A 26,386-nucleotide genomic window follows, 5' to 3' on the forward strand; every position below is an offset into this window, starting at 1 on the left:
GGTGCTCAACACGATGCGCGACTTGGCCGACCCGGAGCTGTCCTCCGGTGATCTCACCACATGGGCCCTGGCCACCACCGTCTACCAACGTGCCCGCCACGCCACCGCTGGCGCCACTCACCTGCGCGCCGACGACAGCGACGTCACCACCATCGTCCTCGACGACCGTCCTCGCCCCACCTCCTGACCCCCAAAAAGCCTTCGGGGCAGGAAGCCGACCGGCTTCCTGCCCCTTCATTGCCTGTCGGCAGGGGACGGAGCCGCCCGGACGCGGGGTGTCGATCGTGCGATCGAGCATCTCCGGCCATCAGCGGGCACGCTTACGCGATCTGCGGCATTGTGGCCGAAGCCTTGTCGGTACGGGTGTGGAAAGGGGTTCTGATGGGGAGCGGTGACGACGTCTGGTTCAGGTCCGCCACCGAGGTCGTGCGGATGCTGCGGCAACGGAAGGTGTCCAGCGTTGAGTTGCTCAAACTGTTCCTGGCCCGCCGGGATCGGGTCGATTCCGGGATCAACGCGGTCGTGACCGTCGACCCGGAGCGTGCCCTCCGCGAGGCGGCGGAGGCGGACGCGCTCACGGTGCGCGGGCGATTTCTTGGGCCGCTGCACGGGCTTCCGATGACCGTCAAGGACACGTTCGAGGTCGAAGGCCTGCGCACCACCGCCGGTGCCGAGACCCTGTCCGCGCATGTCCCGGACCAGGATGCCGACGCGGTCGCCGCGCTGCGGGCCGCCGGAGCCGTGATCTTCGGCAAGACCAACGTGCCCGCATACGCGCGTGATGTGCAGACCCACAACGAGGTGTTCGGCACCACGGGCAATCCGTGGCGGATCACCCGCACGGCCGGCGGCTCCTCGGGCGGCGCGGCGGCGGCCGTCGCGGCCGGGCTCACGGCCCTGGAGATCGGCAGCGACCTGGCCGGGTCGCTGCGCCTGCCCGCGCACTACTGCGGTGTACTCGGGCTGCGCCCCACCCACGGCATCACGCCCACGCGGGGCCACATCCCACGGCCACCGGGGTGGCTGACGAGCAGTGACATGGTCAGCGTCGGGCCGTTGTGCCGGGCCCCCGAGGATCTGGCACTGGCTCTGGACGTCCTCACCGCCCCCGCGCGCTCCCGTGCGGCGGGCTGGCGGCTCCACCTGCCAGAGCCGCGTCACGACGCGCTGTCCAGCTATCGCGTCGGAGTCCTCCTGGACGACCCGCACTGTCCGGTCGACTCCGCCGTCGGCGATGTGCTGACCGCCGCAGTCGACCAGCTCCGGGCAGCCGGGGCCAAGGTGAGCGAGGAGCCGCCGCCGGTCGACCTGGCGGGGAACGACCAACTGTTCCAACAGCTGATGTTCGGCACCACGAGCACCGGCTGGGCAGACGACGCCTTCGCTGGCGCCTGCGCCGCGGCGGAACAGCTGACTCCTGGGGACGACTCCGCGCGGGCGCGCCTGCTGCGCGGCACCACGCAGCGCCTGAGGGAGTGGCACATGGCCCACGAGCGGCGGGAGCGGCTCCGTCGCGGCTGGGAGGAGTACTTCCGGTCCCACGACGTCCTGCTCTGTCCCGTCGCGCCGACGGCAGCGATCCCGCACGACCACCGACCGGATCCTGGTGCGCGGACCATCACCGTCAACGGCCAGACCCGGCCCTACTGGGACCAGACAGTGTGGGCCGGCCTGGCCGCCGTGGCGCATCTGCCGGCGGCGGCGGTGCCGGCAGGGCGCACCCGCGACGGGCTGCCCGTCGGCATCCAGATCATCGGCCCCTACCTGGAGGACCGCACGGTGATCGACCTGGCCAGCCGCCTGACCCGCCTCCTGGGCGGCTTCGCCCCGCCCCCCGGGCTCACCTCGCCCCCGGCGTGAGCAGGCGCTCAGGCGACACGGCGAGGCCGATGCCGATGCCGATGCCGAAACCACTGCGGTGATCGCGGTCGTCCCCCGCCACCTGCCCGTCGTCCCGTTCGATGGTGCGACGGGCGCCCTCGCGACACCTCCGGGTTCGTCGTCCTGCCCCGCCGCTGGGTCGTCGAACGCACCCTGTGCGCCACGAGGCGCCCTGTTTGTATCCCCGGTTCAGCCGGGAGGAACTCGGAAGGAGGTCTCTGGCCAGATGACTTACCTCGATCTGAAAGGTGAAGGGGACAAGAGCATGTCAGTAAACCAGTAACCGGGTCCAGATGTCAGGGACGGTGGCTGGGTGGCCCGCGCGATATGGCGAAGACTGTATTGTTGAAGCCCGATCTCCAGAAGATGCAAGTTCCCATCCGTCGGAAAGACATCCGAAACCGGCGCCGCACTCTGCACCGCCTTCGCTTGGTTGCGGTGGTGCACCTCCGGGGTGCGGAGCGATGTCCAGCGAGGACATTCAAGGAGATGAGTGGGACGCCTACGTCGCGCCAGAACGTACAGACAGGGACGAACGTGGGATCGCCTACGGGATGAGAGTCCTATGGCGACGGAGGCCCCGTAGTAGTCGCCGGAGTAACGACCGGCCAGGGAGGACGGGAAAGCCGTCCACCGCCGCAAGATAGTTGTGGCCTGTGTCAACTGCCATGACCGTATTCATGTCGCACGAACGGCTGAATCACTCACGCGGTAGTCACTGGAGAGCCGGATGATCGGGAAACCATCACGTCCGGTTCGGCGGGAGGCCGCGCGGAAAAGGGGCTGCCTCGGCAGGGACCTCCCCGCGCGGCCGACCCAACCGCCTGGCTCCACCAACTCAAACGACTCCGCGTCCGCTACGAACGCAGAGCGGACCTCCACCAAGCTCTGCTGGAACTGGCCTGCAGCATCATCTGCCTCCGCCGCCTCCTCAGATTCCTTCAGAAAGATCGTTAGAGCCGTGGGAAGGCGCCGGTAGGGTGGCCTGTTGTGGACGCGGGGGCAGGAAGCGAGATGGTTGCCGTCCCGCTGGGACGGGTGACGCTGTCGGACCGGCGGACGCAGAGCAGTTGGCCGGTCGAGGTCGCGCCGTTTCAGATGTCGGCGTTCCCGGTCACGCAGTCGCGGTACGCACAAGTCACCGGCCGGCGGCCGAGCAGCGCCCAAGGCGAGCGGCTGCCGGTTGAGGGTGTTTCGTGGTGGGACGCAGTCCAGTTCTGTAACGTCTTGTCCCGTGGCGAGGGGCTGACGCCCGCGTATCACCTGCGCGCCGACGCCGAGACGGCCGAATGGGACACCTCCGCAGACGGGTACCGGTTGCCGACCGAGGCCGAATGGGAGCACGCCTGTCGTGCGGGTACTACAGGCCCGCGGTACGGCCAGCTCGACGAGGTCGCCTGGTACCAGGGCAACTCGGATGGGCGGATCCATTCTGTGGGCAGCAAGCAGCCCAACGCATGGGGCCTGTACGACATGCTGGGCAATGTGTGGGACTGGTGCTGGGACGTCTACGACGCCGAGGTGTATGGCACCTATCGGGTGCTCCGTGGCGGTGGATGGGCCGACGAGCACTGGAGCTGCCGAGCGTCGGTGCGGCGGCGCAGCCACCCGACCTTCCGGATCGACGACGTGGGATTCCGCATTGCGCGCTCCACACCACTGCCTCGGCCGTGACAGCCTCATTCTGAAACGGTCAGTTACTGATCGAGTTCGTAAGTCCTTCGGGGGTTGATCATGTAGCGGGCTCGGCGGAGGATTCTTCCTGGTGATCGGCGGTGTGCCGGTCGAGTCTGGCCAGTGGATCGTCCAGGTCGGAGGTGGTGAACTGCCACTGGAACGGCTGTGCCGTGGCGTTGTAGCGGTCTTCGAATGTTCGGAGCCGGTCCCTGACCTGGGCGAGGTCGGTGAAGTCGTTGGGTGAGACGACCTTGCGTTGGTTGTCGGCAGAGCGGGAACGGCGGTCTCCCCTTCGCGCGAGGCTTGTGTTGGACTGTCCCGACGTAATCCGTACACGACACTGGGGTGAATGCGATGCCTCTTGAGGGCGAGTACGAGCCGAGTCCGGCGCAGTGGGTGCGCGAACAGGTCGAGTTGTATGAGAGTTCGGGTGGCATACAGGGCACAACGCTCTGGGACACGGGCCTGCCGGTCATCATTGTCACGATGCGCGGCGCGAAGAGCGGCAGGATCCGCAAGATTCCGCTGATGCGCGTGGAGCACGAGGGGCGGTACGCGGCGGTGGCCTCGAAGGCCGGCTTCCCGCGCCACCCGGTCTGGTACTTCAACCTCAAGGCCGATCCGCAGGTGGATCTCCAGGACGGCCCCGAACGCCAGAGCATGATGGCCCGTGAGCTCACCGGGGACGAGAAGGCCCAGTGGTGGCAGCGCGCGGTCGCCGCGTATCCGCCGTACGCCGAATACCAGGAGAAGACCCACCGCGTGATCCCGGTCTTCGTACTCGAACCCGAGCACCTGGCCGGGCCGGCGAAGGCCCCGGCGCCGACGAGAAACTGAGCTTCGCACCCCACTCGCCCGGCCCGGCAAGGCGCCGCGCGGCTGGGGACAGGAGCCCGGCGCCGGCCTGGACAGGCTCACCTGACCTTGTTCCCGGAATGCGAACCGAACAAGGTCAGGTGAGACAGAGGCGAGGTCTCGTGAGACGGGACAACACCCCTGCCTCCGCCGTCAACCCCGAAGGACTTCCGGACCGGACCACTAACAGGCCATCTCATTTGGTGAGTCTGCGGTAGCAGATGAGGGTGCAGGCGATGCTCGTGAAGGCCAGGAAGTGGTCGGCTTTGCGTTCGTAGCGGCGGTGGAGTCGGCGGCAGCCGGTGAGCCAGGCGATGGTGCGTTCGATGGTCCAGCGGTGGCGGCCCAGTCGTTGTGGGGTCTCGACGCCCTTGCGGGCGATGCGGTGCCGGATACCCCGTCCGGCTAGCCATCGCCGCAGGTGCGCATAGTCGTAGCCCTTGTCGGCGTGGAGCTTGGCCGGCCGTCGCCGCCTGGGTCCCCGGCGGGAGCGGATGGGCGGTATGCCCTTCACCAGGGGGATCAGGGCCTGGCTGTCGTGCACGTTGGCGCCCGAGATGCCGACGGACAGGGGCAGACCGTTCCGGTCGGTGATCAGGTGGACCTTCGACCCGTACTTGCCCCGGTCCACAGGATTCGGACCTGTCAGGTCCCCCTTTTCACCGCCCGCATGTTCACCGAGTCGATCGCACAGCGGGACCAGTCCAGCTCGCCGCGGGCTCCCAGCTCGTCCAGGACCAGGCGGTGCAGCTTGGCCCACACCCGGGCCTTCGTCCATTCGGCGAAACGCCGGTGAGCCGTCGCGCCCGACGGCCCGAACGACGCGGACGGCAACTGCTGCCACGTGCACCCCGACGTGGCCACGAACACGATCGCGGCCAGCACCTCCCGGTCACCGTGCCGACGCCGACCACCACCCTGCGGCCGCGTCGGCGCCTCCGGCGCCACCCGCTGGAACAACTCCCACAACTCGTCCGGCACCAACCGCTCCACGATCCCCACAGCGGAAGACTATCGAACAAGCCAAATGAGATGACCTGTAAGACCGTGTCCTACGTGGTGAGTCGGCGGAGGCGTTTGTAGCAGCACAGGGTGGCGGCAAGTCCGAGAAAGGCCAGGTAGTTGCGGGGATGGCGTTCGTAGCGTGGGGAGAGGCGGCGGTAGCCGGACAGCCAGGACATGGTCCGTTCGATCACCCACCTGTGGCGTCCTAACCGCTGGCTGGACTCGACGCCTTTGCGGGCGATGCGCACGGCGAGACGTTTACCTCGCATCCATCTGCGCAGGTCGGGGCGGTCGTAGGCTTTGTCGGCGTGGATCTTGCCGGGGCGGTAGTACCGGCCGTGTTCGGGGTCGTGTCTCGATTGGAGACCGGCGAGCAGGGGCTTCAGGCCCTCGCTGTCGTGGACGTTGCCACCTGAGACAGCGACCACGACAGGCAGCCCGGTGCGGTCGGACAGGATATGCATCCTGGAACCCGGCTTACCCCGGTCCACGGGGCTCGGACCTGTGTGATCGCCCCCTTTTTGGCCCGTACATGGGCCGTGTCGAGAATGATCCAGGAGAGGTCGAGAAGGCCCGCGGCGGCGAGTTCGTCGAGCACGGCCCGGTGCAGCCGGCCCCATACCCCGGCCCGGGACCAGATCAGGAACCGGCGGTGCGCGGTGGACTTCGAAATCCCGAAACAGGGCGGCAGATGCCGCCAGGCGCACCCACTGGTCAGCACATACACGATCGCCGCGAACACCGCCTCATCAGGCGTATTCCGCTTCCCGCCACCCTGCGGGCGCACCCGCGACGGCGGCAGCAAAAGCCGCGCGATCTCCCACAGGCCGTCTGGAACGATCCATCCCCACCGCGAACTCCCCATGCCCAAACAACGGCCAACTCACCATGTAGGACCCGGTCTAAGCCTTGATTGGTGCGGCCGACCTGGCGGCCTGCTCGATCTTCGCGCAGTAGGCTGCACGGGCTTCCTCGTCGATCTGCTTCTCGTGTTCGGCGCGCAATCCGGTCCGGCCGTCGAGTCCCTCGCGCAAAATATCGGCGTGCCCGGCATGCCGGATGGACTCGCCGAGGACATGGACCATGACGGCGAACAGGTTCGTGTCGGCATAAGGCTCCGGCCACCACGGCACGTGGCCGGAGGCGTCGAGGGGAAGCTCGTTGATCGTCGTGTCCGAGTGTTCCCACGTGCGCCGGTAGAACCCGATGATCTGATCGCGGGTCTCGTCCTCGGTCGCCCACAGATCGCTGCCGTTGGAGTCCTGCCACCGGGGCAGCGGTTCCGGGGAAGGGCGGTCGAAGACCTCGCCGAAGTACCTGGCCTCGACGCTGGCCACGTGTTTGACCAGGCCGAGGAGGTTGGTCCCGGTCGCTGTCAAAGGTCGGCGGGCGTCGTATTCGGACAAGCCGTCGAGTTTCCAGAGCAGCGCCTTGCGGTCCCGCCGCAGTCTCCCGTGCAGGTTGTCTTTCGCGAATCCATCGATCATGCGGCATGAGCCTGCCATGGGCTTGCTCGTGGTCTCAAGATCCCGCACATGGTCCGCAACGACTGGCAGAGCCGAGGCCTGGCCATGGCCGCCGCCCCGACCTGCTGCAAGAAGCTCGCGAAACTCGCCACGTGAGACAACCTCTCAGTCAGGAAACGCGCGAGCCGGTGACCCTTGTCCGCAGACCGGCGGCGTGGGTGCTCGTCCGGCCGGGAGTCCGGCAGGCGCCTGCTGCCGCAGGCGGGACTCCAGCGCATCCCCACACCACCTACGCTCACCCCGGGGACGGCTCGGCTGGTCTGTCGGCTGTCCAGCGGAGCAGCTCCCAGGCTCAACGCGGGCCGGTCCCGGCCGGACCGGCGGCCACGGGGACGGGGACGGGAGCGTGCCGTGCGTGCGCGGGCGCTTCCTCGTCCGGACCGTGGCGGTGGCGGTGGTGGCTCGCAGGGGTGCGGTGAACGGCAGCGTGAGCTGCTCCGGCCCGGGCACGAGGGCGGCGGCGGCCACGGCCGCGTGGTGGCGGGAGCGGACCGCCAGGACGGTGGCGCGGGCCTGGTCGTGAAGCGTCGGACGGCCGGTCGGGGACGGCTCTGGGCGGCTGTCGGTATCGGTGTCGGTATCGGTATCGGTATCGGTATCGGTATCGGTGTCGGTGTCGGTGTCGGCCCAGCGTGCCGTCCGCAGTGGCTGCGGAGCCGCCGCCGGGACGCGCCGGCCACACGGCCGGGGACCGGTTCCGGCGGGCCGGAGGCCGGGTGGAGGGGGCGGCTGTCGTCGCGCAGAGCCGTGTCGGCGATCCGGTCGCCCAGCCCCGCAGGGTGGGGCGTGCCGCGCAGGGTGAGGGCGAGGTGGCGGCGGGCCTCGGCGAGCAGGTGGTAGCGGCGGAAGGTGCCGTGGCGCATGACATGGACCACGGTGGTGACGTCCAGGGCGGCGAGGTCGACGTCGACGGGGGCGGGCCTCGGCGCGGGCGGGGGGCTGCGCGGCGCCCGTTGTCGACTGCCTCTGCCGTGTCCGTGCGCGGGCCCGGCCCGTGACACAGGCGTACACGTGCCGATGCAATGGGTGGCGGGAGTGGTGACGGGGCGCGTCGGTGTCCGAGGCGCTGCGTGGTGGTGGGAAGGGTGGGGTGTGAGGCCGGTCATGAGACCTGGGTCACGTACGAGGCCGGGTCGTAGGCCGGGACCGCGCGTGGGGATACGGGGGCCGGGAGTGGCGGGTGGGACCGGGCGGTCCGCAACGGCCCCGGATCGTAGGTCACACCTTTGCCCCGACGTCGCGCCAGTTCCCACACTGAGGCTCGGCGCCGCGCCTCAGCGGCACACTCTCCTCAATCTACCTGGAAGGTTCTCCCATGACCGCCACGAAGATGACCACCACTACCGCCCCGACCGCGACCCCGCGCCGCCGGGTGCGCGTGGCCGGGCTGGTGGCCGCCTCCGCCGCGGCCGTGACCACCTCCCTCACCCTGGTGCCCCAGGCGCACGCCGCGGAGCACACGACGCCCGGCCACGTGGCCGAGGCCACCCACTCGCCGACCGCGTTCACGCCCGGCAGCCAGGCCCTGGGCAAGGCCCCGGCCGCCGCTCCCACCGGGAGCGAGGACACCGAGGACACGAAGGACGACAAGAGCGCCGAGGAGACCGGGAACGGTGCGGAGAGCGCCGAGCCCGCCGCCGATACCGCGAGTGACGCGTCCGAGGTGACCGGCCAGGGGCGGGGCGCCCGGTACGACGAGGGTCGTCTTGTCCCGATCCCCCATGACGAGCAGCCCGACCCCGAGCCCGCCTCCGCCGAGGACATCAAGCGCTGGATCAACGAGGCGCTGGAGGTCATGGACGAGCACAACATCCCCGGCACCCACGAGGGCATCCACCGCAACCTGATGCGCGAATCCTCCGGCGACCCCCAGACGATCAACATGTGGGACACCAACGCCCACAAGAACATCCCCTCCAAGGGCCTGCTCCAGGTCATCGACCCCACCTTCGACCAGTACCACGTCCCCGGAACCAGCGACAACGTCTTCGACCCCGTCGCCAACATCGCCGCCGCCTGCAACTACGCCGCCGACCGCTACGGCTCCATGGACAACGTCGACAGCGCGTACTGATCCCGACGCGGCAACGCTCAGACACCCACAGCGCACGACCCGTGACCACGGGCCCCCGCCGGCCTGCTGCTCAGGTTCCCCGCCAAGCGCGACCCCAGCGCGATCCGCGGGTTCGTGGGCATGTCCGTCATCAACCCCGTCCGCGAGTCATGGGCGCGCGGCTACGCCGCCGCGGAACGCTACTTCCGGACACGCGGGGACCTGAAGGTCCCGATGACGTACCGCGAGCCGGGCTCGGGGGCGCCGCTGGGCCGCTGGGCCGCTGGATCAGCGACATGCGCACCGAGTACGCCGGCGGGCGCCTCGACAAGGACCGGGTCGACCTGCTCAACGAGATCGGCATGGTCTGGTCCGCACCGGACCTGGCCTGGGAGGAGAACATCGCCGCCGCCAAGGCGTACTTCGCCGTCGATCTTCTCCCCGTTGACGTCCGTGATGACGAACCGTGCGTCGACCTCATAGACGTAGCCTCGGGTTTTCATGTGGTGGGCTGTCCGACTGGTCATCGCGTAAGCGGTAAGTGCCGCGGCCTCTCAGCGTCCGTCCGCGCCACCGTCGAGGACTGCCGGCACATCGGCGAGGGATCCGCCGCTCGGTCTCGGCCTGCCCCGGTGGCTTCTTACGTGTCCTTGCCGGGTGCGGAGACCGCGTCGAAGACGACCGTGTCGATGGTCGTCTTCGACAGCTTGCGGGCGTCTCCCAGCCGCGCGCGGATCAGGTAACCGAGCTGGAAGCGGCTGTCGGCCCGGAAGGCATCCATGATCTCCGCGATGTGTTTCTGGCACGTACGCAGGGAGATCCCGAGCCGGCGGGCGATCACCTCGTCCTTCATGCCTTCCGTGAGCAGGCGGACGATCGCCTGCTTGGCCTCCGCACTGATCACGGGGGTGCCGAAGTGGCCGGGATTGAGAGGCGTCGCCTGTGCCCATGAGTGTTCGAAGACGACGCGGAGATACCTCACGGTGGAGGGATCACGGATGACGACTTCCCCCTCCATGTCGTCGCCATGGGGGATGAAAGCGACCCTCTGATCAACGAGAACCAGCTTTCCGAACACCTCCGGCAGCGTGCGGACCTGAGCGCCCGTCGAATCCAGATGCCTGATGTATTCCTGGGTCGCGCCCTCATGGCGTGCGGCGTGCTGGTAAAGGGTGCGCATCTGCACGCCGCGCCGAATGGCATACGACTCGCGCGCGTTCGCGCGCTCCAATAACCCCGCCGAACCCGCCCGGCTGGTGTCACACACGAGTATTTCTTCTTCGGCGTGGATCATCGCGTCGTCGATCAGCTCCACGATGGCCTTCTCGCCGTGCACTCCCTCGATCGGACTGTGGTGGCGCCGTTCCTGTTGTATCTCGGCGTAGAGGGAGCCGAGCGAGGTGAACTCCGCCCGTATCTCTTCCACCTGGGCCAGCTGGGCGCGCAGCGACCTCTCGACGGGGGTGAGCGCGACGGCGGCCGCGGTCTCGGGGGCGACGGGCACCAGCCATCCTTCCGGGGCGCCCGGCCGCGGCCTCAACAGGTGCCTGGCGATGAGCCGGTCGGTCGCGTCACGCACCGCCTCCACCGGCAGTCCGAGCTGACGGGCGACCGCTCCGACCTCCATGGTTCCTTGGTGAGCACCTAAGCGGAAGACCTCGATCTCCAGCTCACTCATTCGCACTATGCCGTCTATGGGGTGGTTTTCCATCTTTCGCCTCCCAGGGAAGATGCTGCATGCAGCTTGATGCGAGTCGATCACTCTGGACGTGGCGGACAGGCGTTGGGCAATCTCAAAGTGCACCAACGGCTTCCGGTGAATCCTGAAGCTGTATTAAACGACGTCATTCCGGTTCGCGTAATGACGGCTTTCACCCGGAAAGGTGACGACGATGGCTAAGCTCAAGACCTTCTCGTACGCGATTGCCCGGCGGCCGGCACCGACGACTCCCGTACCCGCGTCCGTGCTGGAGACCAACGGGCTCGAAAGCCCGCCCCGCCCTCATCAATCAGTCCCCACTTCCGAAAGGTAAGGCACAGGTCATGTCCGCTCCCGCCCGAAGCCCCGAGGCCGACGCCGACTGGCGGCGGCTACCGCCGGCTGTCCCGCTCACCCTGAGCTTCGACGCCGCACGACTCGCCGCCGAGGTGGCAGCCCTCTCCGATCTCGCCTGGCGACCGAACCGACCGGTGCACCAGGGAGGACTCGGTGACGAGGACACCTTCGACTGGAAGATCATCCCGCTGCGGGGACCGACCGGCGATGTTCTGCGCACGGACCCCGGCGGCGCCGGCCTGGAGGATCACCTGGACACCCCCGTTCTGGCCCGCTGTCCTTACCACGCCGAAGTCCTCTCCACCATTCCCGCCCCGCTGCACAGCGCGCGCCTCATGGCGCTCGGCGCCGGAGCCGAAACCCATGAGCACAGTGATGGGCGCACGAACTTCCCCTGGGGATTCCTGCGCCTGCACATCCCGATCGTGACCCAGTCCGGCGCCGAGCTTGTCTTGATGGAAAGACGTACCACTGGGAAGCCGGCCGGCTCTGGTACGCGGACTTCGACCGCCTCCACAGGGCAAAAAACAGGGGGAAGGAACGCCGGATACATCTCGTGGTGGACACCGTCCCCACCCTTCCCCTCATGCGGCTCTTCCCGGACGAATACCGTGCCCGGCTGTCATGGAGCGATGTACTACTGGCCCGGGAACCTGTACCGCTGCAACCCTTCGAGCAGGAAAGGCTCACCTGTGAAGTCGACATCCCTGCGAACTTCCCCGACAGGTCGGACGACTCCGGGGCGAGCGAGAATGAGGAGTGTCGAGGTCCTTGTTCTTGCATCAGCCGAAGGCACTTCCGAGGTGGGGAAACGTATCGGCCCTATCCGTGTGTTTTTGACAGGGTGAACGGGAGCCAGTGGGGCAGTGGAAACGGGAGCCACTGCTTCGGCAACGGGATGGGGAGCCTGCTGGCCTTCTACGACTTCCCCGCCCAGCACTGGATCCATCTCAGAACGACAAATCCGATCGAATCCACTTTCAGTTCGGTGAAGCTCCGGACCAAGGTCACCCGGGGTGCGGGCAGCCCGGCCGCGGCCCTGGCGATGGTGTTCAAGCTCGTGGAGTCCGCACAGGAGCGTTGGCGGGCGGTCACCGCACCCCAACTCGTCGCCCTCGTCCGAGCCGGCGCAGTGTTCAAGAACGGCGAGCTCGTCGAGCGCCCCGAGGCGGCCGCGGCGTGAGCATCATGACGGCCCGGACCATCAGCACCCGCCGGCTGGACCTGCTGCCGCTGCACGTCGAGCACGCCGAGGAGATGGCCCCGGTGCTGTCCGATCCCGCCCTGCACACCTTCATCGGCGGCACCCGGACACTGCCGAGGCCCTGCGGTCGCGCTACCAGCGCATGACCGCAGGCTCCCCCGACCCGGCCGTGGCCTGGCTGAACTGGGTGATCCGCCGCTCCGGCGTCACCACGCGTGCCCACACGTCCGCGACGGATGAGGGAACGGTCGTCCTTCGTTCGAACTGCCAGTCGTTTCGCACAGGTTTCTTCTCGCACCGGGGTCGCGTGCGCGCTCACTGGTGCACGTGCGCGCGCTGTCCGTCGCGGTCGAAGACCATGATCAGCTCGGCCGGACCGTCCGGGGCGGTGATCGCGTGCGGGACCATCGTCGCGAACTCCGCCGCCTCTCCCGCCTCGACGTCGATCTGCCGCTCGCCCAGCCACAGTCGCACGCGCCCCTCGAGCACGAGGAACCAGTCGTGGCCCGGGTGCACCCGTTGGCTCGGCGGCGCGTCGGACGGCTCGAGGCGCATCTTCATCGCGACCGTGCGCCCGTCCGGACGGCTCAGCAGCCACGTCGTCCGCGTGCCGCTGCTGTGCGCAACCGGACGGATGACGACGTCGTCGTCGGTGGGCGCCTCGAAGAGCACGTCGAGACTTACTTGGAGGGCGTTGGCCAGCGGAATGAGCACGTCGAGACTCAGCGTGCGCTTGCCGGTCTCGACGCGACTGATGGTCGACGGGCTGAGGTTGGTGCGCTTGGCCAGCTCGTCGAGGGAGTACCCCAGGGTGGTGCGCATGCTGCGCAGGCGCGACCGCGCCAGGGCCTCGACATCGGCGACTCCGTTCACACCTCCATCCTGGCACGCCTTGCGAATTGCGCAAGGCCCTTTGCTGAGAACGTCGCGCGCCGTACCGTCGTACCCATGAGCGAGCACCCCGTGCAGAGCCAGCACTCAGCCCACCCCGAGCACACCCAGCACCCCACCTTGGAGCGCCACTGCGACGTCGCCGTGATCGGCGGCTCGGCCGCCGGTCTCGCCGCTGCCCTGCAGATCTCCCGCCAGCGGCGCAACGTCGTCGTGGTCGACGACGGCACCCCGCGCAACGCCCCGGCCGCTCACATGCACGGCTACCTGGGGCACGAGGGGGTCACGCCCGGGGAGCTGACCTTGGTCGGGCGCGAGGAGGTGCGCACGTACGGCGGGGAGGTGCTCTCCGGCCGGGTCGTGGGGATGCACCGTCGCGACGACGGCAGGTTCCGGCTCGACCTCACCGGCGGGCACGCGCTGGTGGCCCGCCGCGTCCTCGCCGCGACCGGCCTGTCCGACGAGATCCCTGCGATCGACGGCGTGGCCGAGCAGTGGGGTCGAGGCGTGGTCCACTGCCCGTTCTGCCACGGCTTCGAGGTGCGCGACCAGCGCCTGGTGCAGATCGTCACCCACCCCCTGGGCCTCCACCCGACCCCGCTGTTCCGGCACCTGACCGACCGGCTGACCGTCGTACTGCACGACCCGACCGGGCTCGACGAGGGAGTCGTCGACGCCCTAGCTGCCTCCGGCATCATCATCGAGCGCAACGAGGTCAGGCGGGTCCTCACCGGGCCGGGCGGCGAGGTTTCCGGGGTCGAGATCGGCGACGGTCGCGTCCTCGAGGCCGACGCCGTCGTGGTCGGCTCGCGGTTCCATGCCCGCGCTGACGTGTTGGCCGGGGTCGGGCTCACCACCACCCCGCACCCGACCGGCGCCGGCGACGTCCTCGCGGTCGACCCGCGCGGCGAGACCGCCGTACCCGGGATCTACGCGGCCGGCAACGTCACCGACCCGAGCCTTCAAGTACTGCCGTCGGCCGCCCAGGGCAGCCAGGTCGCCGCCATGATCGCCTTCAGCCTCGCCGAGGAGGACCTGCGCGACACCGCCCGGCCCTCGGGCGAGGAGGCCGACTGGGACCACCGCTACGGCGGACCCGATCGAGCGTGGAGCGTCAACCCCAACGGCACGCTCGTCCACGAGGTCACCCACCTGGCCCCGGGCCGGGCGCTCGACGTCGGAGCCGGCGAGGGCGCCGACGCCCTCTGGCTGGCCGAGCGCGGCTGGAAGGTGACCGCCACCGACATCTCCGGCAACGCGCTCGCCCGGGTGCGCTCCGAGGCTGAGCGCCGCGGGCTCAGCGTCGACCTCGTGCGCAGCGACGCCAACGATCCCGCCCCCTTTGGCACCGAGACCTTCGACCTGGTCTCGCTGCAGTACGGCTCGTTCAAGCGCACGCCTGACCAGCGCGGTCTGCGCAGCCTGCTCGACGCCGTCGCCCCCGGCGGCACGCTCCTGGTCGTGCACCACGACCTCACCCCCCTGCGCGAGCCGGTGGACGTGGCGACCCAGACCCGGATGTACGACCCGAAGGCGTTCGTCGGGGTCGACGAGGTCTCCGCCGCGCTCACCGCCGACCCCGACACCTGGCAGGTCGAGATCCACGAGACCCGGCCGCGGCCCCCCGGCGCGGCCAGCACCCACCACGTCGACGACGTCGTGCTGCGCGCAACTCGACGAGCAGTCTGATCGCGCCGCCCGGATCTGTTCTCAGGCCGTAACTTCAGCGATCCACAGATCTTGACAATTGCTCTCAGGAGCCCGTGGATGTACAGGTCGCGTGAGTGGATTTTTGAGCGGATTCGTCATGACCGTCGGTTGGATCCGGCGGTCTCCGAGCGGGTTTCGGCTGAGCGGTACAAGGTGTCGGGGACGGGAAAACCGACACCTGAAAGGGTGCACGGCGTCCCGTCCTCGACCAACATCTGCATCTGGACGGCGAAGGGCGCCCGGCTGCTGTTCCAGATTTTCACCGAGCGCGAGGAGTGCAAGGCGACCGCGGTGGCCACCAACTCCCCGTTCGCCGAGTGGGACAAGATCTTCGCCGATCCCAGGCTCTGCGCGGCCATCGCCGACCGGATCACCTTCCGCTGCACCCTCATCCAGACCGGTACCGAGTCTTACCGCTACCAGGCCACCGAATGCGAACGCCTGTCCAAACCGGCACAGTGACCGGGACCTCGGCCGGACCTGGTCGCCGACACCCACAGCGTTTACGGCGACCGCCTGCCCAGCCGATCTCACGCCTGGGACCCGTCGAACCGTTACTCGCGGGCCGGCCTCCCGCAAAGCGCGCCCACTGGCTGACAGGTTCGAGAGAGGCTCTCCCGGAACAAACGAAGTCCTGGTGTCACTCAGTCCGCGTGTTTACCCGGAAGACAAGCCAACTCGACGATCCAACGCATGCACCGTGACCGACGTGGAGAGAGGCCGAGGCGCTGAGCCACTTTTTACCGACGGCTCGTTGCCTCGTTGCCGGGGAACAATTGTCAATAACCGTGGATCGAATCGGCATCAAGGCCACAGCATCTGCTTGGTCCACCCGTCTGGTGAAGACAGGTAGACGAGCCGGGTGTGGCGACGCTGTTTGTCGCCCTGCCAGAACTCCACCGACTCCGGGCGCAACGAGTAAAGCGTCCAACCTGGCGCCACGAGGTCCGGCTCACTCTTGATCCGCGTGAGCGACGCCTCCACCTGCGTGTCCCTCTCGGCCAGGTCCGCGAGCGGTTGCGATTGCCGACCGAGCAGGGCTTCCGCCCGTGCCCCCGCACCGCGGGAGAGGAAGTCCGCAGCGCACAGTTCCGGGGTCTCGCGCACGACCGGTCCGCGCACCCGGACCTGGCGGGCGAGCGGTGCCCAGTAGAAGGTCAGCGCCGCATAGGGGCGGGCGGCGAGGTCACGGCCTTTGAGGCTGCTCGCGTCCGAAGCGAACTGCCAGCCCTCGGGGCTCACGTCTTTGAGGATGAGTACGCGGGCGGTCGGGTCACCGCTGGCGTCCGCCGTGGCCAGTGTCATGGCATGCGGCTCCTTCACCCCGGCGCTCAACGCCTTGAACAACCACTCGGTGAACAGCTCGAACGGCGTTTCCGGCGCCCTCGATGGGTCAAACCCGGGAAGCTCGCCGGCAAAGACCTCAATGTCCCGCAGCGTCTGACGCAGGTTGGTCGCACCGGTCACGTTCCACTCCCTCAGTCGTGATCACTGCCGAACTGAACCTATCAACGTGCTCAGTTCACAAGCTGACTGAGGTTGATCACGCCGCTGCAGCCTCAGGGCGTTCGACAAGGTGGCTTACCACGCCCTCGAACGAAGCCGGATGCTCGCCCTGTTCTCCGAGGCATACGTCGAACGGTGACGGTTCACCACCAGGAATGGCCGGCGATCCTCGCCGCGAAGGACACGCTGATCCCCGTCCGGCTCGACGACACCCCGGCACGGGCGATCCTCAGGGCCTTCGTGTCCCCTTCTCCCGCAGCGGCGGCACGGCGAGCCGCGCGTCCACGGGCGCCGTGGCGGGTCGCCCCGCCTGCCGGCCGCGGCGCGAACGGGTTCCGGCGCCGGGAGGTGCGGACGGTGATGCCGGCGGGGGGTCACGGCGCCGGCCGGTGGCCGGCGAACATGGTGCGTTCGCGTCCGCCGTTCTCCCGCACCGTGGTGACCCGGAAACCGGCCGCGCCCAGCAGACGCTGCCAGTCGGCGACCGGGAACAGGCCGGTGACGTGTGTCTCGTGCGCGGCGCGGACGGTTCCGTCGGCCTCCCTGAGGGTGAAGGTGTATTCCGTGCGCACCGTGGTCGCCCCGGGCTCGGGCGGCAGGCTCCACTCAAGGTAGCGGGCACCGCCGCCGTCGTCCGCGTCACTGCCCCCGCAGTCGGTCAACGGCTCGAACGTGTCGGCGACGTGGTCGGGGAAGAACACGGCGACACCGCCGGGACGGCAGTGCTCGAAGGCCGTGCGGAACGCGGCGGACAGGTCTCGTGGCGTGGTCATGTAGTCGATGGCGTCGTGCACCAGCACCGCGTCGAACGCGCGGCCCAGCCGCAGGTCGCGCATGTCGCCCGGCAAGTGCTCGACGCCCGGGTTGAGTTCACGGGAGACGGCGAGCATCTGCGGGGAGAGGTCGACGAGCGTCATCGTGTACCGCGGCCGCAGGTGGGAGGCCAGGTGCCCGCCGCCGCTGCCCAGTTCCAGCACCTCCCGCACGGGACGCCCGGCCAGCGCGAACAGCTCGGCGGCGATCCCGGCGTCCTCCTCGTACACCTCGACCGGCGAGATCAGCGGCCACCAGCGGGCCAGGTCGCCGTACAGCCGCGCGCCCGGGCCGGGCATCGTCATACCGTCCTGCTCTCCCGCCGCCCGCCGGTATCCTGTCCACCGGGGGACACCGGCGACGGCGGACCCGGTGCCCCTGCCCAAGATCGTAAAGCCCCCCGCCACCCCCACCGGACAGCTTGAGTTCCAGCGGTCATCGCAACACCCGTCTTCCGGGGACACGATGGCCTTCGAGATCCGCAAGATCCGCGCGTCGCGGGGACGCAAGCAGCTGGTCCGTGAGCGGGAGGAATCCTTCCGGCTCATGGACCAGGCGTGAGCAGCCGGGAAGCATGCCGGATCGTCGCCATCAACCGCCGGACCGGCAAGCGGTGACGCGACGGCACCGCACCAACGACTCCGGCGGGCTGCGGCGGGCTGCGGCCGACCGCCGGTCGTGACGCTCCGGACGGCGGCAGCGCGACCTCGGACCGGGCCGGGCGGGTGCGGGCTTCTCACCGGGCGCGTGCCCGTGTCGCCTCCGGTAGCAGGCCCCGGTGTGGGCGCGGGCGATCCTCTCACCGGCCGCGGCCCGACGTGACCGGGCGGGGCTCCGCGGCCGGGCCCACACGCTCGAACGCCTTCTGGACGGCCAACGGCAGGTTGTACGGCGAGCCGACCGCGATGGCCGACCCCGCGAGCACCCGGCGACGGTACAAGCGCTCCCCCGTCCCGGGACGGGGCACGGGGCACGGGGCAACGGCACCGCACGCCCGGACCGCACAGCGATCAGGCCGCCGACGCACGTCCCGTCGTCACCCGGACGAGGATCTGGGCGATCGCCGCCTCGATCACGGGCCCGGGGAGCGTCACGACACGACTGGCAGGCGTCGGAGGCAGACGTCACCAGTTCTCGGTGTCGCGCACCTCCTGAATGAAGGCGTTGGCGGAGGCCCCCTCGTCCACCAGGTCCGGGGCGAGGTCGATCGAGCTGAGGAGGGAGGATCCCCTGCCCTCCGTCGCCCGCCACTGCTCGGCGATGACCTGTTGCTTGTCCCGGGGCTGGCTCTCCAGCCACCGCCGGTTCTCCGGGCCGAGCTGCCGGAGGAGGTGAGCGAGCAGGTCCATGGCCATGGCCGTCTCCTGGGCGTAGGGGCGCGGGCGCGCCGACAGCATCAGCCTGCGGGAGAGGCCGGACGGGCGCGGCGCCGCGCGGCCGTTGTCTCACCCGGCCGGGTGAGACAACGGCCCGCCCCCGCGTCCTTTGACCGGTCCGGGCAGGCCCTCGCGGCGCGCCGGCCGGACCGGCGGCCTCGAACGGGTCCTCCCGTGCGATGCCGCCGAGGGCCTGGGAGGCCGGTCCCGTTCCCCCGCCCGGCGTGGTGCCGAACCCGCCGATGGCCGTGACGTGCGCCGGCACGCCGTATCGGCAGCCCGCGTGAGCCCGCCCAGGGTGAACACCGCGTGCAGGCCGCGCCCCGCACCCCCCCGTCCACAGGCGCGTTCCACCGTCACGCCTTGGGGTGTTCCTGGCCACGTCCACGCGGGTGTCGCCGCGGGCGAACGCGGACAGGACGGCGGTGAGCAGCGGCCGGGAGCAGGAGCAGGCCACCGACGTCCACGGTGGCGCCGCCGGCGAGCACGGGCCGGCTGCCCAGCCGGGCCACCAGCCCTCCCACCAGCGGAAGCGCGGCGAACGTCCCCACGCCCAGGTCCGCCGACGCCACCGCCAGGCCGCCGGCCGACAGCCCCAGCCGGTCCCGCGCGCCGGCACCCGGGCGGCCTGGGTGGCGAAGGTGGCGCCCATGAGGGGGAACACCGTACTGACCGCGACCCGCGCGGGGGCGCGGCGCGGCACTCGCCGCCCCCGTGCCCTCCTCCAGCGGCACCGGGGGTCCGGCCCGACCCCTTACCGGGCCGGGCCGGTGGCGCGTGGTAAGTCGGGGCGAGGCGGGTACTCGGCGCCCATGAACCATCCGAGTCCCGACCCGGACCCCCGCTCCAGCCCCGGTCTCGAACCCGGCGGCGGTGTGCCGCCGGGGGAGACACCGCCGGCCGAGGGAAGCACGTCCGAAGCCGGCCCCCCGGTGGTGCCGCCCACCACCGGCAGAGGGTGGGTGGTGGTCCCCCTCGTCATCCTTCTGGTCATCGTGGTGGTCGTGGCGGCGGTCTTCCTCTTGGCCCTGCTCACCTAGCAGGGGGGCTTGGTCCGATCCCGCGACGACCGCGGCGGCAGGGGAGGTTGATGACTATGGCCCGTCAGGCGCCTCATCAGCATGCTCATGCCCGGGTCGCGCGAGGGTGGTGAACGGCCCAGGTCGTTTCGGACCACCAGGAGTGTCGCGTGTCTTCTCTTCCGCTGATCAGTTCCGACCTGACCACTGACCGTCTCGTGCTGCGGCCGTGGCCGCCGCCGAGCTGAGGATGCCAAATGGGGAACAACGGCATCAACGCCGGGGACGGTCCCGGCCGCAAAACGCCCATAGAACGACCGGGAGGCGGGACCTTCGGGGCCACCGGGCGTGCGGGGCCGACGCGGGCGTGGGCGTGGGCGTGGCGCCCGCGGGGAGGTACGCGCCGCCGACGGCCGCCGGCCCGGCGGCCCGGCCCGACATGGTGCGGGTCAGTCGGGGATGCGGGCGGCGAGGAGGGGGCCGAGGACGTGGGTGCCCGGACCGGTCCGGCCGCCGGGGCCGGGGAGCTGGGTGGTGTTGTCCACGGTGAGCGGCTCTCCGCAGTGGGCGCAGGCGGGGACGGCGGTGGTGTCCCGGCCGCAGGCGAGGTGGTGGACTCGGGCGGGGGGGCCGGCCGGGTCGGCGTACCAGCGGTCGCCCCAGTTCATGAGGGCGAGCAGGACGGGGTACAGCTCCTTGCCCTTGTCAGTGGCCCGGTAGTGGTCGCGGGGCGGGTGCCGCTGGTAGGGCTCGCGGACGAGGACGTCCTCCTCGACGAGCCGGGCGAGCCGGGCGGCCAGGACCTTGCGGGAGATGCCCAGGTCGCGGGCGAGGTCCTCGAACCGGGTGATGCCGGTGAGAACGTCACGCATGATCAGCGCGGTCCAGGCGTCGCCGAACAGGTCGGTGGCACGGGCGATGGAGCAGGCCACGTCGGTGAGCGGGATCCTGGTCATGGCACGACCCTACCCGTGGTTCCCCGAGGCAACTCAGATGGTAGGTTCCCTCAAGGAACTCATCCTTCGTGGGACGGAGAACGACGATGGCTCATCCCCCGCGCCTCGCGCTCGACTCGGCCGCGCCCGGCACGGTCGACGGACGGCACATCCGGGCCGTGACGTTCCAGGCGGTGCGGCTGCGGTATGTCGCGGACACCCTGGCCGCGCTGACGCCGCCCGCGCCCGGGATCCGAACGCTGGTCGTCGGGAGCGGGCGCGGCCTCCTGGCGCGCGGGCTGGCGGGGCTCGGGCTGCGGGTCACCGCCGTCGACCCGTCCGGGGCCGCGACCGCGCTGGCCCGGGAGGCCGACCGGGCGGCCGGGGCGGATCTCGCGCACGCGACCGCCTCCCCCGAGCGACTGCCCTTCGGGGACGGGGAGTTCGACCTCGTCTACGGTGCCGACACCTTCGAGATCACCCCCCACCTCGACCGGGTGGTGCGGGAGGCGGCCCGGGTGCTGGCGCCCGGCGGGCTACTGCTGTACGACACGGTCAACCGCACCTGGGTCTCCCGGCTGATCTACCTCGGCGCCTTCCAGCGCTTCCCCGCGACCCGCATCATGCCCCCGGGCCGTTACGCGGCGGAACGGCTGCGCCCACCGGCCGAGCTGGCCGAGGCGCTGGGGCGGCACGGTCTGCGCGGCGAGGACGTGTGCGCGTTCACACCGCGGAGCGTCCGGGGTCTTGTCACGGCCACCCTGGCCCGCCGGCGCGGCCGGATCACGGATGAGGAGATCCCGCCGCTGGTCGACATGGTGCTCACGCCCGGCGGCCCGCCCGTCGTCACCTACCTCGGCTACGCGCGGGCCGTCGGCTGATCCAAGGCCGGAAACAGGTCGTCTCAGCCGCCGCGGGACTGGAGCGACGCCAGGTAGGCGTTGTAGGCGACGAGCTCCCGGTCGCCGTCGCGGTCCGCGACCCGGTCCAGGCGGCGAGTGGTGCGCTGCTCGGACATGTACCACTGGATGACGAGCGCGATGAGCACCACGACGGTCGGGATCTCGCTGAACGCCCAGGCCATGCCGCCGGCCGCGGACTGGTCCGACACGGCGTCCACCGACAGCGAGGCGGCCGGGGCGGCGAACGTGTCGACCATCGGCTCGGAGCCCATCATCAGCGCGATGCCGAAGAAGGCGTGGAACGGCATGGTCGCGAACAGCTCCAGCATCCGCATCAGGTAGCCGGGCCGGTGCGGGCCGGGGTCGACGCCCATGATGGGCCAGAAGAAGACCAGGCCGACGGCGAGGAAGTGCAGCATCATCGCCACGTGCCCGGCCCGGGAGCCCATCAGGAAGTCGAAGAGCGGCGTGAAGTACAGCCCGTAGAGGCTGGCCACGAACAGGGGGATCGTGAAGAGCGGGCTGGTCACCACGCGGGTGTAGCGGCTGTGCAGCACGGCCACCACCAGCTCGCGCGGCCCGCGCCGGCCCCGGCCCGCCGGGGGGAGGGCGCGCAGCAGCAGGGTCGCGGGGGCGCCGAGCAGGAGCAGGATCGGCGAGACCATGCTGATGACCATGTGCTGCGTCATGTGGGCACTGAACAGGACCATGCCGTAGTCGTTCAGCGCGGTGCAGGTGACGGCGGCGATGGAGACGACGCCGAGCGCGAACGCCACGGTGCGCCCGACCCCCCAGGCGTCGCCGCGGCGGCGCAGCCGGACCACGCCCCAGGCGTAGAGGGCGAGGACGAGGAGGCAGCTGGACAGGAAGACGGTGTCGGGGCTGAACTCCAGGGCGCGCGCCAGCGTGAAGGGCGGCAGGTCCGTGCCGCCGTGACCGTGGTGACCCATCCGGTGTGCTCCCGATTCGTGCCGGTTCCGCCGTCCCTACGATAGGGACGCCCTTCGCGGGGGTGTCAGGCGGGCTGGGTGGCGGCGGCGATCCGCTCGGCGCGCAGGGCGTCGTACCAGCGGTCGTCCACCGGCGGGAGGGCGGTGACGTCCAGGGTCACCCGCAGCAGCAGGTCGGCGATCTGCGGATTGCGGGCGAGGACGGGGCCGTGCATGTAGGTGCCGAAGACCGTGCCGGCCCAGGCGCCCTCGGTGCCGTCGCCGGTGCCGTTCCCGTTGCCGAGGCGCACCCGGGCGAACGGGCGGACGCCGGGGCCGAGCCGGGTGACGCCCTGGTGGTTCTCGAAGCCGGTGAGCTGCGGGAGGCCGAGCCTCTCGTCGACGTCGGCGAGGACATCGCCGACGCAGCGCTCTCCCCCGCCGCGGACGCTGGTCACGTCGAGGAGGCCGAGGCCGGGCTCGCGCTGGCCGAGGTCGTTGATGAACTCGTGGCCGATGATCTGGTACCCGGCGCAGACCGAGAAGATGATCGCGCCGTTCTCGGCGGCCCGGGTGAGGCCGCCGTCGCGGCGCAGCCGCTCGGCCGCCAGCCGCTGGGGGCGGTCCTCGCCGCCGCCGATGAGGTAGATGTCGCCGGAGGTGGGGACGGGCTGGTCGGAGCGGACGTCGACGCGCTCGACGGTCAGGCCGCGCTGCCGGGCGCGGCGCTCGACCACCAGGACGTTGCCCTGGTCGCCGTAGGTGCTCAGCAGGTCCGGGTAGACCCAGACCACGCGCAGGCCGGAGCTGCTCATTGTGGTGCCGTCCTTTGCTGGAGTGCTCGGGGTGCTGGTGCTGGTGCTCTGCGGGGAGGTGCCGGCCGGATACCGGTCAGTTGCCCACGACGCGGCGCAGGTCCTGGAAGGCGGTGTAGTTCGCGATGGCCTCGATACGGCCGGGAGGCAACTGCCCCACGGCCTCCTGGAGGGTGTCGCAGACGCGGAAGCCGACGCCGGCGACCTCAAGGCGGACGGCGAGGTCGAGGCGGCGGTCGCCGATGACGGCGATCGGGTGTCCGGCCAGCCGGGTGTAGTCGACGTCCCACAGCCAGGAGGTGTCCGTGCCGTCGGCGCCGCGAGCGTTGACGGAGAGGATCACGGGCGTGGGCGGCGGGTCGATCAGGGCGAACGTCTCCAGCCAGCCGGCGGGGTTCTTGGCGAGCAGCAGGCGGATGTCGCGGCCCTGGTACCCGACGATGTCGTACCGGCCGGCGACAGCGGCGACCGACTGCATCCGCTCCAGGGCGACCTGCGGGTGGATGCCGAAGGTGGCGGCCACGGCGGCGGCGGTGGCGGCGTTGGCGCGGTTGGCACGGCCGGGGAGCTGGAGGCGGATCGGCCACGGGGAGCCGTGCGGGTCGAGGACGGTGTCCCCGGAGAGCACCCAGGTGGGCGAGGGGCGGCCGAAGCCGCATTCGGCGCAGCGCCAGGAGACGTCGTCGGGGCGGTGGAGCACGCCGCCGCAGGAGGGGCAGGACCAGGCGTCGTCCTTCCACTCCTGGCCGGCGGCGACCCAGACGACGTTGGGACTGGAGGATGCCGCCCAGACGACGAGGGGGTCGTCGGCGTTGGCGATGACGGTGGCCTTGCTGCCCTGGAGGCCCTCGCGCCAGCGCTCGGCGAGCATGCGGGTCTCGGCGGCGCGGTCGAGCTGGTCCCGGGAGAGGTTGAGCAGGGCGATCGCCTTCGGGGAGACGTCGCGGGCGACCCCGGCCAGATACTTCTCGTCGACCTCCAGGACGCCGTAGCGGGCCTTGGAGCCGTCGGAGAGGGCGGAGGTGATGCCGGCCGGCATGTTGGCGCCCAGGGCGTTGGAGACGACCTCGCCGCCGGCGCGCAGGGCTTCCGCGATCAGCCGGGTCGTGGTGGTCTTGCCGTTGGTCGCGGAGACCAGGACCACGTCCAGGTGCCCGGCGAGTCGGGCGAGGAGATCCGGGTCGAGCTTGAGGGCCACCCGGCCCCCGATCACCGATCCGCTGCCGCGGCCCGCCGCCCGTGATACGGCCGCCGCCGCCTTGCCCGCCGTCACGGCGAGCTTGGCCCGCGCCGACAGTGGCTGCGCGCTCTCTGCCATCGTCCTTGTTCCTCCTCGCCATCGGCCAGGGTCCAGCCTATCCAGGTCGCGGGCCGGTCCGAACCGCATCGCCCCTTGTGCGGGGTGCTTCGCGGCAGTTGGGGAGGGCCGGGCGGCGCCTCCCCCATATGCGCCCGCCAGCTCTCGCTCACTCAGTGCGAGCATTAGAGTGCTTACGGTGAATGCCGTTCGGCCCCGTCCGCATCCGCGTCCGCATCGGGAGTGCTCATGATCTTGTCCGTCTCGGGAGTCGTCCTGCTCGGTGTCATCGTCTTCCTGTTCTTCCGCAAGGACGGACTGAAGCTGTCGCACGCCGTGGTGTGCTCGCTGTTCGGGTTCTATCTGGCGGGCACGGCGGCGGCGCCGAGCATCGAGGCCGGGGGGGCGAGCCTGGCGAACCTGCTGGGCGGGATCACCCTGTAGCCGGCGGCGGGCCGGAGGAGTCGGCGTGATCCGGCTGGACGCCGTGCGTCCGCTGCTGGTCGTGGTGCGGGGGCTGGGGTCGCTGGCGACGGCGGCCGGCCGCCGCTGGCGCGCGCTGCCCCGCGACCACCGGGGTCCGGTGCTGCTGCTCGTGCTGGCGGCCGGGCTGCTGGTGGCGCTGCTGCCGTACGGGCCGTGGCTGGCGGCCGGTGCGGTGCTGGCGGCGGCGGGCGGGGCGGGCTGGCACGGGGAGCGGCGGGCGCGCGGGCGGTCGGCGGTCCAGTCGGCGGCCGGGGAGCGGCTCGGGCTGCTCTACGAGGCGCTGGTGCCGTACTTCTCGGCGGCCGGGGACACGTCGCCGGAGCCGCTGTACGAGCGGGGTGGGGACTGGCGGCGGAGTTTCCCGTCGGTGGCGTTCGGGGCGGACGGGCGGATCGAACGGCTGGTGCTGACGTATCCGGCGTTCTTCCCGGACGGGGACCCGGAGTGCCGGGCGCGGGTGGAGCGGCTGCTGGCGGCCAAGGCGGGGCGGGGGCGGGAGTTCGGCTTCCGCTGGGACGAGGAGCGCAACGAGCTGGCGATGGCGGCGCTGGAGCCGTTGCCGGCGGAGATCCGCGCGCAGCGGTTCGTCACCTCGCCCGGCGAGACGGTCCTGGGGTTCACGGACGCGGGGGCGGTGGACCGTACGGTGCCCGTGCTCGGGGGGCCGGAGTACGGGGAGCTGCTGGACGCCTGTCCGGTGATGTGGCGGACGGGCCCGCGGTCGGCGGAGCCGCATCTGCTGGTGGTGGGGGTGCCGGGGGCCGGGGCGACGTCGCTGCTGCGGTCGGTGGCGTTGCAGGCGCTGGAGCACGGGGATGTGCTGGTGGTGGAGGGCGGCGGGGCGGCCGAGTTCGGGTGCTTCGCGGGGCGGGCGGGGGTGGTGGCGGTGGAGTCGGCGCCGGGCGCGGCGGTGGCGGCCCTGGAGTGGGCGGCGCGGGAGACCGAGCGGCGGCTGCTGGCGGGCGGTGAGGGGCGGACGGTGCCGCGGCCGTTGTGGATCGTGGTGGACCGGCCGGCGCTGCTGGGTCATCTGGCGCGGATCGAGGGGCTGCGGGATCCGGTGCGGCTGCTGGAGGTGCCGCTGCGGTTCGGGCGGGCGGTGCGGGTGACGGTGGCGCTGGCGGAGCATTTCGAGGGGCTGGCGGGACTGGGCGGGGCGGTACTGGCGTGCGCGCGGGCGCGCGTGGTGCTGGGCGCGGTGACGGCGGGTCAGGTGGAGACGGTGCTGGGGGCGGCGCCGGGCGGTTCGGTGACGGTGGCGACACCGCCGGGGCGCGGGTTCGCGCGGCTGGGGGCGGGGCCGGTGTACCGGTTGCAGGTGCCGGCGACGCCCGATCCGGGTGACGAGGCGACGGACGAGACGTTGCGGCGGGCGGTGCTGGCGCTGCTGCCGGCCCGGGTGGCGGGTCGGGGGGAGCCGGCCGCGGCGGGCGGCGGGGGCTGAGGTGCC

General features: G+C 70.8%; 26 protein-coding genes and 5 pseudogenes. 18 read left to right on the forward strand and 13 right to left on the reverse strand.

Going from position 1 to position 26,386, the window contains the following annotated elements:
- Positions 1 to 13 precede the first annotated feature (13 nt).
- The 4 genes from OIE51_RS00500 (at position 14) to OIE51_RS00515 (ending at position 4,395) form a co-directional block, all read left to right on the forward strand.
- The gene (locus OIE51_RS00500; RefSeq protein WP_326594646.1) at positions 14 to 187 is read left to right on the forward strand and encodes a hypothetical protein; all 174 of its coding nucleotides are present in this window, start codon (positions 14 to 16) and stop codon (positions 185 to 187) included.
- A gap of 194 nt (positions 188 to 381) precedes the next feature.
- Positions 382 to 1,860, forward strand: coding sequence for an amidase (locus OIE51_RS00505; RefSeq protein ID WP_326594647.1), 1,479 nt, complete (start codon positions 382 to 384; stop codon positions 1,858 to 1,860).
- A gap of 1,035 nt (positions 1,861 to 2,895) precedes the next feature.
- Positions 2,896 to 3,555, forward strand: coding sequence for a formylglycine-generating enzyme family protein (locus OIE51_RS00510; protein WP_326594648.1), 660 nt, complete (start codon positions 2,896 to 2,898; stop codon positions 3,553 to 3,555).
- Positions 3,556 to 3,912: 357 nt separating this feature from the next.
- Positions 3,913 to 4,395, forward strand: a complete 483-nt coding sequence (locus OIE51_RS00515; RefSeq protein ID WP_326594650.1) for a nitroreductase family deazaflavin-dependent oxidoreductase — start codon at positions 3,913 to 3,915, stop codon at positions 4,393 to 4,395.
- A gap of 214 nt (positions 4,396 to 4,609) precedes the next feature.
- Here OIE51_RS00515 and OIE51_RS00520 read toward each other — a convergent pair.
- The 3 genes from OIE51_RS00520 to OIE51_RS00530 all read right to left on the reverse strand — a co-directional run bounded on the left by OIE51_RS00520 (position 4,610) and on the right by OIE51_RS00530 (position 6,905).
- Positions 4,610 to 5,409 (reverse strand): IS5 family transposase gene (locus OIE51_RS00520; protein ID WP_326600447.1). Its coding sequence is split into 2 segments (ribosomal slippage): positions 4,610 to 5,071 and positions 5,074 to 5,409, totalling 798 coding nucleotides; the frame shifts between segments, so codons are not numbered across the junction.
- A gap of 56 nt (positions 5,410 to 5,465) precedes the next feature.
- Positions 5,466 to 6,283 (reverse strand): IS5 family transposase gene (locus OIE51_RS00525; RefSeq protein WP_326594651.1). Its coding sequence is split into 2 segments (ribosomal slippage): positions 5,466 to 5,941 and positions 5,941 to 6,283, totalling 819 coding nucleotides; the frame shifts between segments, so codons are not numbered across the junction.
- A gap of 37 nt (positions 6,284 to 6,320) precedes the next feature.
- Complete coding sequence (locus OIE51_RS00530) at positions 6,321 to 6,905, reverse strand: DinB family protein (RefSeq protein ID WP_326594653.1); 585 nt, start codon at positions 6,903 to 6,905, stop codon at positions 6,321 to 6,323.
- A gap of 394 nt (positions 6,906 to 7,299) precedes the next feature.
- On the opposite strand from OIE51_RS00530, the gene OIE51_RS00535 reads away from it, so the two are divergent.
- The 4 genes and pseudogenes from OIE51_RS00535 (at position 7,300) to OIE51_RS00550 (ending at position 9,740) form a co-directional block, all read left to right on the forward strand.
- The gene (locus OIE51_RS00535) at positions 7,300 to 7,467 is read left to right on the forward strand and encodes a hypothetical protein (RefSeq protein ID WP_326594655.1); all 168 of its coding nucleotides are present in this window, start codon (positions 7,300 to 7,302) and stop codon (positions 7,465 to 7,467) included.
- Positions 7,468 to 8,259: 792 nt separating this feature from the next.
- Positions 8,260 to 9,018 carry a transglycosylase SLT domain-containing protein gene (locus OIE51_RS00540; RefSeq protein WP_326594656.1) on the forward strand — a complete coding sequence of 253 codons (759 nt, stop codon included), beginning with the start codon at positions 8,260 to 8,262 and terminating at the stop codon, positions 9,016 to 9,018.
- A gap of 120 nt (positions 9,019 to 9,138) precedes the next feature.
- Positions 9,139 to 9,213: pseudogene (locus tag OIE51_RS00545) on the forward strand (hypothetical protein); the annotation flags it as partial.
- An 80-nt stretch (positions 9,214 to 9,293) separates the two neighbouring features.
- Positions 9,294 to 9,740 carry a helicase associated domain-containing protein gene (locus tag OIE51_RS00550; RefSeq protein ID WP_326594658.1) on the forward strand — a complete coding sequence of 149 codons (447 nt, stop codon included), beginning with the start codon at positions 9,294 to 9,296 and terminating at the stop codon, positions 9,738 to 9,740.
- On the opposite strand, the gene OIE51_RS00555 is transcribed toward OIE51_RS00550, so the two are convergent.
- On the reverse strand, positions 9,638 to 10,675 hold the full coding sequence (locus tag OIE51_RS00555; protein WP_326594659.1) for a LuxR C-terminal-related transcriptional regulator: 1,038 nt from the start codon (positions 10,673 to 10,675) through the stop codon (positions 9,638 to 9,640). The two genes, OIE51_RS00550 and OIE51_RS00555, sit on opposite strands and share 103 nt — an antisense overlap.
- A 778-nt stretch (positions 10,676 to 11,453) precedes the next feature.
- Between OIE51_RS00555 and OIE51_RS26785 the strand changes: the two are divergent.
- From OIE51_RS26785 to OIE51_RS00565, 3 pseudogenes are all read left to right on the forward strand, one after another.
- Positions 11,454 to 11,609 (forward strand): annotated as a pseudogene (locus tag OIE51_RS26785) (aspartyl/asparaginyl beta-hydroxylase domain-containing protein); the annotation flags it as partial.
- A gap of 351 nt (positions 11,610 to 11,960) precedes the next feature.
- Positions 11,961 to 12,236 (forward strand): annotated as a pseudogene (locus OIE51_RS00560) (transposase); the annotation flags it as partial.
- A 5-nt stretch (positions 12,237 to 12,241) separates the two neighbouring features.
- Positions 12,242 to 12,453: pseudogene (locus OIE51_RS00565) on the forward strand (GNAT family N-acetyltransferase); the annotation flags it as partial.
- Positions 12,454 to 12,572: 119 nt separating this feature from the next.
- On the opposite strand, the gene OIE51_RS00570 reads toward OIE51_RS00565, so the two are convergent.
- Entirely contained in the window at positions 12,573 to 13,130 is a 558-nt protein-coding gene (locus OIE51_RS00570; RefSeq protein WP_326594660.1) for a helix-turn-helix domain-containing protein, read from the reverse strand.
- A 75-nt stretch (positions 13,131 to 13,205) separates the two neighbouring features.
- Between OIE51_RS00570 and OIE51_RS00575 the strand changes: the two genes are divergently transcribed.
- Positions 13,206 to 14,837, forward strand: coding sequence for a bifunctional NAD(P)/FAD-dependent oxidoreductase/class I SAM-dependent methyltransferase (locus OIE51_RS00575; RefSeq protein WP_326594662.1), 1,632 nt, complete (start codon positions 13,206 to 13,208; stop codon positions 14,835 to 14,837).
- 207 nt (positions 14,838 to 15,044) lie between these two features.
- Positions 15,045 to 15,320, forward strand: a complete 276-nt coding sequence (locus OIE51_RS00580) for an ATP-binding protein (RefSeq protein WP_326594664.1) — start codon at positions 15,045 to 15,047, stop codon at positions 15,318 to 15,320.
- Between the two features lie 342 nt (positions 15,321 to 15,662).
- Here the strand turns inward: OIE51_RS00580 and OIE51_RS00585 are convergent, their stop codons facing one another.
- Together OIE51_RS00585 and OIE51_RS00590 are read right to left on the reverse strand one after the other, a co-directional pair.
- Positions 15,663 to 16,325: a pyridoxine/pyridoxamine 5'-phosphate oxidase gene (locus OIE51_RS00585; protein ID WP_326594666.1), complete on the reverse strand. Its 663-nt coding sequence runs from the start codon at positions 16,323 to 16,325 to the stop codon at positions 15,663 to 15,665.
- A gap of 413 nt (positions 16,326 to 16,738) precedes the next feature.
- Positions 16,739 to 17,482 carry a class I SAM-dependent methyltransferase gene (locus OIE51_RS00590; protein ID WP_326594668.1) on the reverse strand — a complete coding sequence of 248 codons (744 nt, stop codon included), beginning with the start codon at positions 17,480 to 17,482 and terminating at the stop codon, positions 16,739 to 16,741.
- A 160-nt stretch (positions 17,483 to 17,642) separates the two neighbouring features.
- Here OIE51_RS00590 and OIE51_RS26790 point away from each other — a divergent pair.
- Positions 17,643 to 17,791: pseudogene (locus OIE51_RS26790) on the forward strand (IS30 family transposase); the annotation flags it as partial.
- A 185-nt stretch (positions 17,792 to 17,976) separates the two neighbouring features.
- On the opposite strand, the gene OIE51_RS00595 reads toward OIE51_RS26790, so the two are convergent.
- Positions 17,977 to 18,102, reverse strand: a complete 126-nt coding sequence (locus tag OIE51_RS00595) for a hypothetical protein (protein WP_326594670.1) — start codon at positions 18,100 to 18,102, stop codon at positions 17,977 to 17,979.
- A gap of 199 nt (positions 18,103 to 18,301) precedes the next feature.
- On the reverse strand, positions 18,302 to 18,574 hold the full coding sequence (locus OIE51_RS00600) for a hypothetical protein (RefSeq protein ID WP_326594671.1): 273 nt from the start codon (positions 18,572 to 18,574) through the stop codon (positions 18,302 to 18,304).
- A 404-nt stretch (positions 18,575 to 18,978) separates the two neighbouring features.
- Between OIE51_RS00600 and OIE51_RS00605 the strand changes: the two genes are divergently transcribed.
- Positions 18,979 to 19,593, forward strand: a complete 615-nt coding sequence (locus tag OIE51_RS00605) for a DUF6480 family protein (RefSeq protein ID WP_326594673.1) — start codon at positions 18,979 to 18,981, stop codon at positions 19,591 to 19,593.
- Positions 19,594 to 20,021: 428 nt separating this feature from the next.
- On the opposite strand, the gene OIE51_RS00610 is transcribed toward OIE51_RS00605, so the two are convergent.
- A complete protein-coding gene (locus tag OIE51_RS00610) occupies positions 20,022 to 20,528 on the reverse strand; it encodes a winged helix-turn-helix transcriptional regulator (RefSeq protein ID WP_326594675.1) in 507 nt (168 codons plus the stop codon).
- Between the two features lie 86 nt (positions 20,529 to 20,614).
- Here OIE51_RS00610 and OIE51_RS00615 point away from each other — a divergent pair, with 86 nt between their 5' ends.
- A complete protein-coding gene (locus OIE51_RS00615) occupies positions 20,615 to 21,388 on the forward strand; it encodes a class I SAM-dependent methyltransferase (RefSeq protein ID WP_326594677.1) in 774 nt (257 codons plus the stop codon).
- A gap of 23 nt (positions 21,389 to 21,411) precedes the next feature.
- Here OIE51_RS00615 and OIE51_RS00620 read toward each other — a convergent pair whose 3' ends face one another.
- From OIE51_RS00620 to OIE51_RS00630, 3 genes are all read right to left on the reverse strand, one after another.
- Positions 21,412 to 22,359 carry a cytochrome c oxidase assembly protein gene (locus tag OIE51_RS00620; RefSeq protein WP_326594679.1) on the reverse strand — a complete coding sequence of 316 codons (948 nt, stop codon included), beginning with the start codon at positions 22,357 to 22,359 and terminating at the stop codon, positions 21,412 to 21,414.
- 65 nt (positions 22,360 to 22,424) lie between these two features.
- Complete coding sequence (locus tag OIE51_RS00625; protein WP_326594681.1) at positions 22,425 to 23,153, reverse strand: type 1 glutamine amidotransferase; 729 nt, start codon at positions 23,151 to 23,153, stop codon at positions 22,425 to 22,427.
- Between the two features lie 76 nt (positions 23,154 to 23,229).
- Positions 23,230 to 24,471, reverse strand: coding sequence for a MurT ligase domain-containing protein (locus OIE51_RS00630; RefSeq protein ID WP_326594682.1), 1,242 nt, complete (start codon positions 24,469 to 24,471; stop codon positions 23,230 to 23,232).
- A gap of 228 nt (positions 24,472 to 24,699) precedes the next feature.
- Here OIE51_RS00630 and OIE51_RS00635 point away from each other — a divergent pair, with 228 nt between their 5' ends.
- Together OIE51_RS00635 and OIE51_RS00640 are read left to right on the forward strand one after the other, a co-directional pair.
- Positions 24,700 to 24,894, forward strand: a complete 195-nt coding sequence (locus OIE51_RS00635; RefSeq protein WP_326594683.1) for a hypothetical protein — start codon at positions 24,700 to 24,702, stop codon at positions 24,892 to 24,894.
- Positions 24,895 to 24,919: 25 nt separating this feature from the next.
- Positions 24,920 to 26,380 carry a hypothetical protein gene (locus OIE51_RS00640; protein WP_326594685.1) on the forward strand — a complete coding sequence of 487 codons (1,461 nt, stop codon included), beginning with the start codon at positions 24,920 to 24,922 and terminating at the stop codon, positions 26,378 to 26,380.
- Positions 26,381 to 26,386: the final 6 nt, after the last annotated feature.

Source organism: Streptomyces sp. NBC_01803 (genome assembly GCF_035917415.1).
GTDB lineage: Bacteria > Actinomycetota > Actinomycetes > Streptomycetales > Streptomycetaceae > Streptomyces.

Excerpts from the sequence above, each read along its gene's own strand:
- OIE51_RS00500 (WP_326594646.1), top strand. The coding sequence starts at position 14 with ATGCGCGACTTGGCCGACCCGGAGCTGTCCTCCGGTGATCTCACCACA.
- OIE51_RS00505 (WP_326594647.1), top strand. The coding sequence starts at position 382 with ATGGGGAGCGGTGACGACGTCTGGTTCAGGTCCGCCACCGAGGTCGTG.
- OIE51_RS00510 (WP_326594648.1), top strand. The coding sequence starts at position 2,896 with ATGGTTGCCGTCCCGCTGGGACGGGTGACGCTGTCGGACCGGCGGACG.
- OIE51_RS00515 (WP_326594650.1), top strand. The coding sequence starts at position 3,913 with ATGCCTCTTGAGGGCGAGTACGAGCCGAGTCCGGCGCAGTGGGTGCGC.
- OIE51_RS00530 (WP_326594653.1), bottom strand. The coding sequence starts at position 6,905 with ATGATCGATGGATTCGCGAAAGACAACCTGCACGGGAGACTGCGGCGG.
- OIE51_RS00540 (WP_326594656.1), top strand. The coding sequence starts at position 8,260 with ATGACCGCCACGAAGATGACCACCACTACCGCCCCGACCGCGACCCCG.
- OIE51_RS00550 (WP_326594658.1), top strand. The coding sequence starts at position 9,294 with ATGCGCACCGAGTACGCCGGCGGGCGCCTCGACAAGGACCGGGTCGAC.
- OIE51_RS00555 (WP_326594659.1), bottom strand. The coding sequence starts at position 10,675 with ATGAGTGAGCTGGAGATCGAGGTCTTCCGCTTAGGTGCTCACCAAGGA.
- OIE51_RS00575 (WP_326594662.1), top strand. The coding sequence starts at position 13,206 with ATGAGCGAGCACCCCGTGCAGAGCCAGCACTCAGCCCACCCCGAGCAC.
- OIE51_RS00590 (WP_326594668.1), bottom strand. The coding sequence starts at position 17,482 with ATGACGATGCCCGGCCCGGGCGCGCGGCTGTACGGCGACCTGGCCCGC.
- OIE51_RS00600 (WP_326594671.1), bottom strand. The coding sequence starts at position 18,574 with ATGCTGTCGGCGCGCCCGCGCCCCTACGCCCAGGAGACGGCCATGGCC.
- OIE51_RS00610 (WP_326594675.1), bottom strand. The coding sequence starts at position 20,528 with ATGACCAGGATCCCGCTCACCGACGTGGCCTGCTCCATCGCCCGTGCC.
- OIE51_RS00615 (WP_326594677.1), top strand. The coding sequence starts at position 20,615 with ATGGCTCATCCCCCGCGCCTCGCGCTCGACTCGGCCGCGCCCGGCACG.
- OIE51_RS00620 (WP_326594679.1), bottom strand. The coding sequence starts at position 22,359 with ATGGGTCACCACGGTCACGGCGGCACGGACCTGCCGCCCTTCACGCTG.
- OIE51_RS00625 (WP_326594681.1), bottom strand. The coding sequence starts at position 23,153 with ATGAGCAGCTCCGGCCTGCGCGTGGTCTGGGTCTACCCGGACCTGCTG.
- OIE51_RS00630 (WP_326594682.1), bottom strand. The coding sequence starts at position 24,471 with ATGGCAGAGAGCGCGCAGCCACTGTCGGCGCGGGCCAAGCTCGCCGTG.
- OIE51_RS00635 (WP_326594683.1), top strand. The coding sequence starts at position 24,700 with ATGATCTTGTCCGTCTCGGGAGTCGTCCTGCTCGGTGTCATCGTCTTC.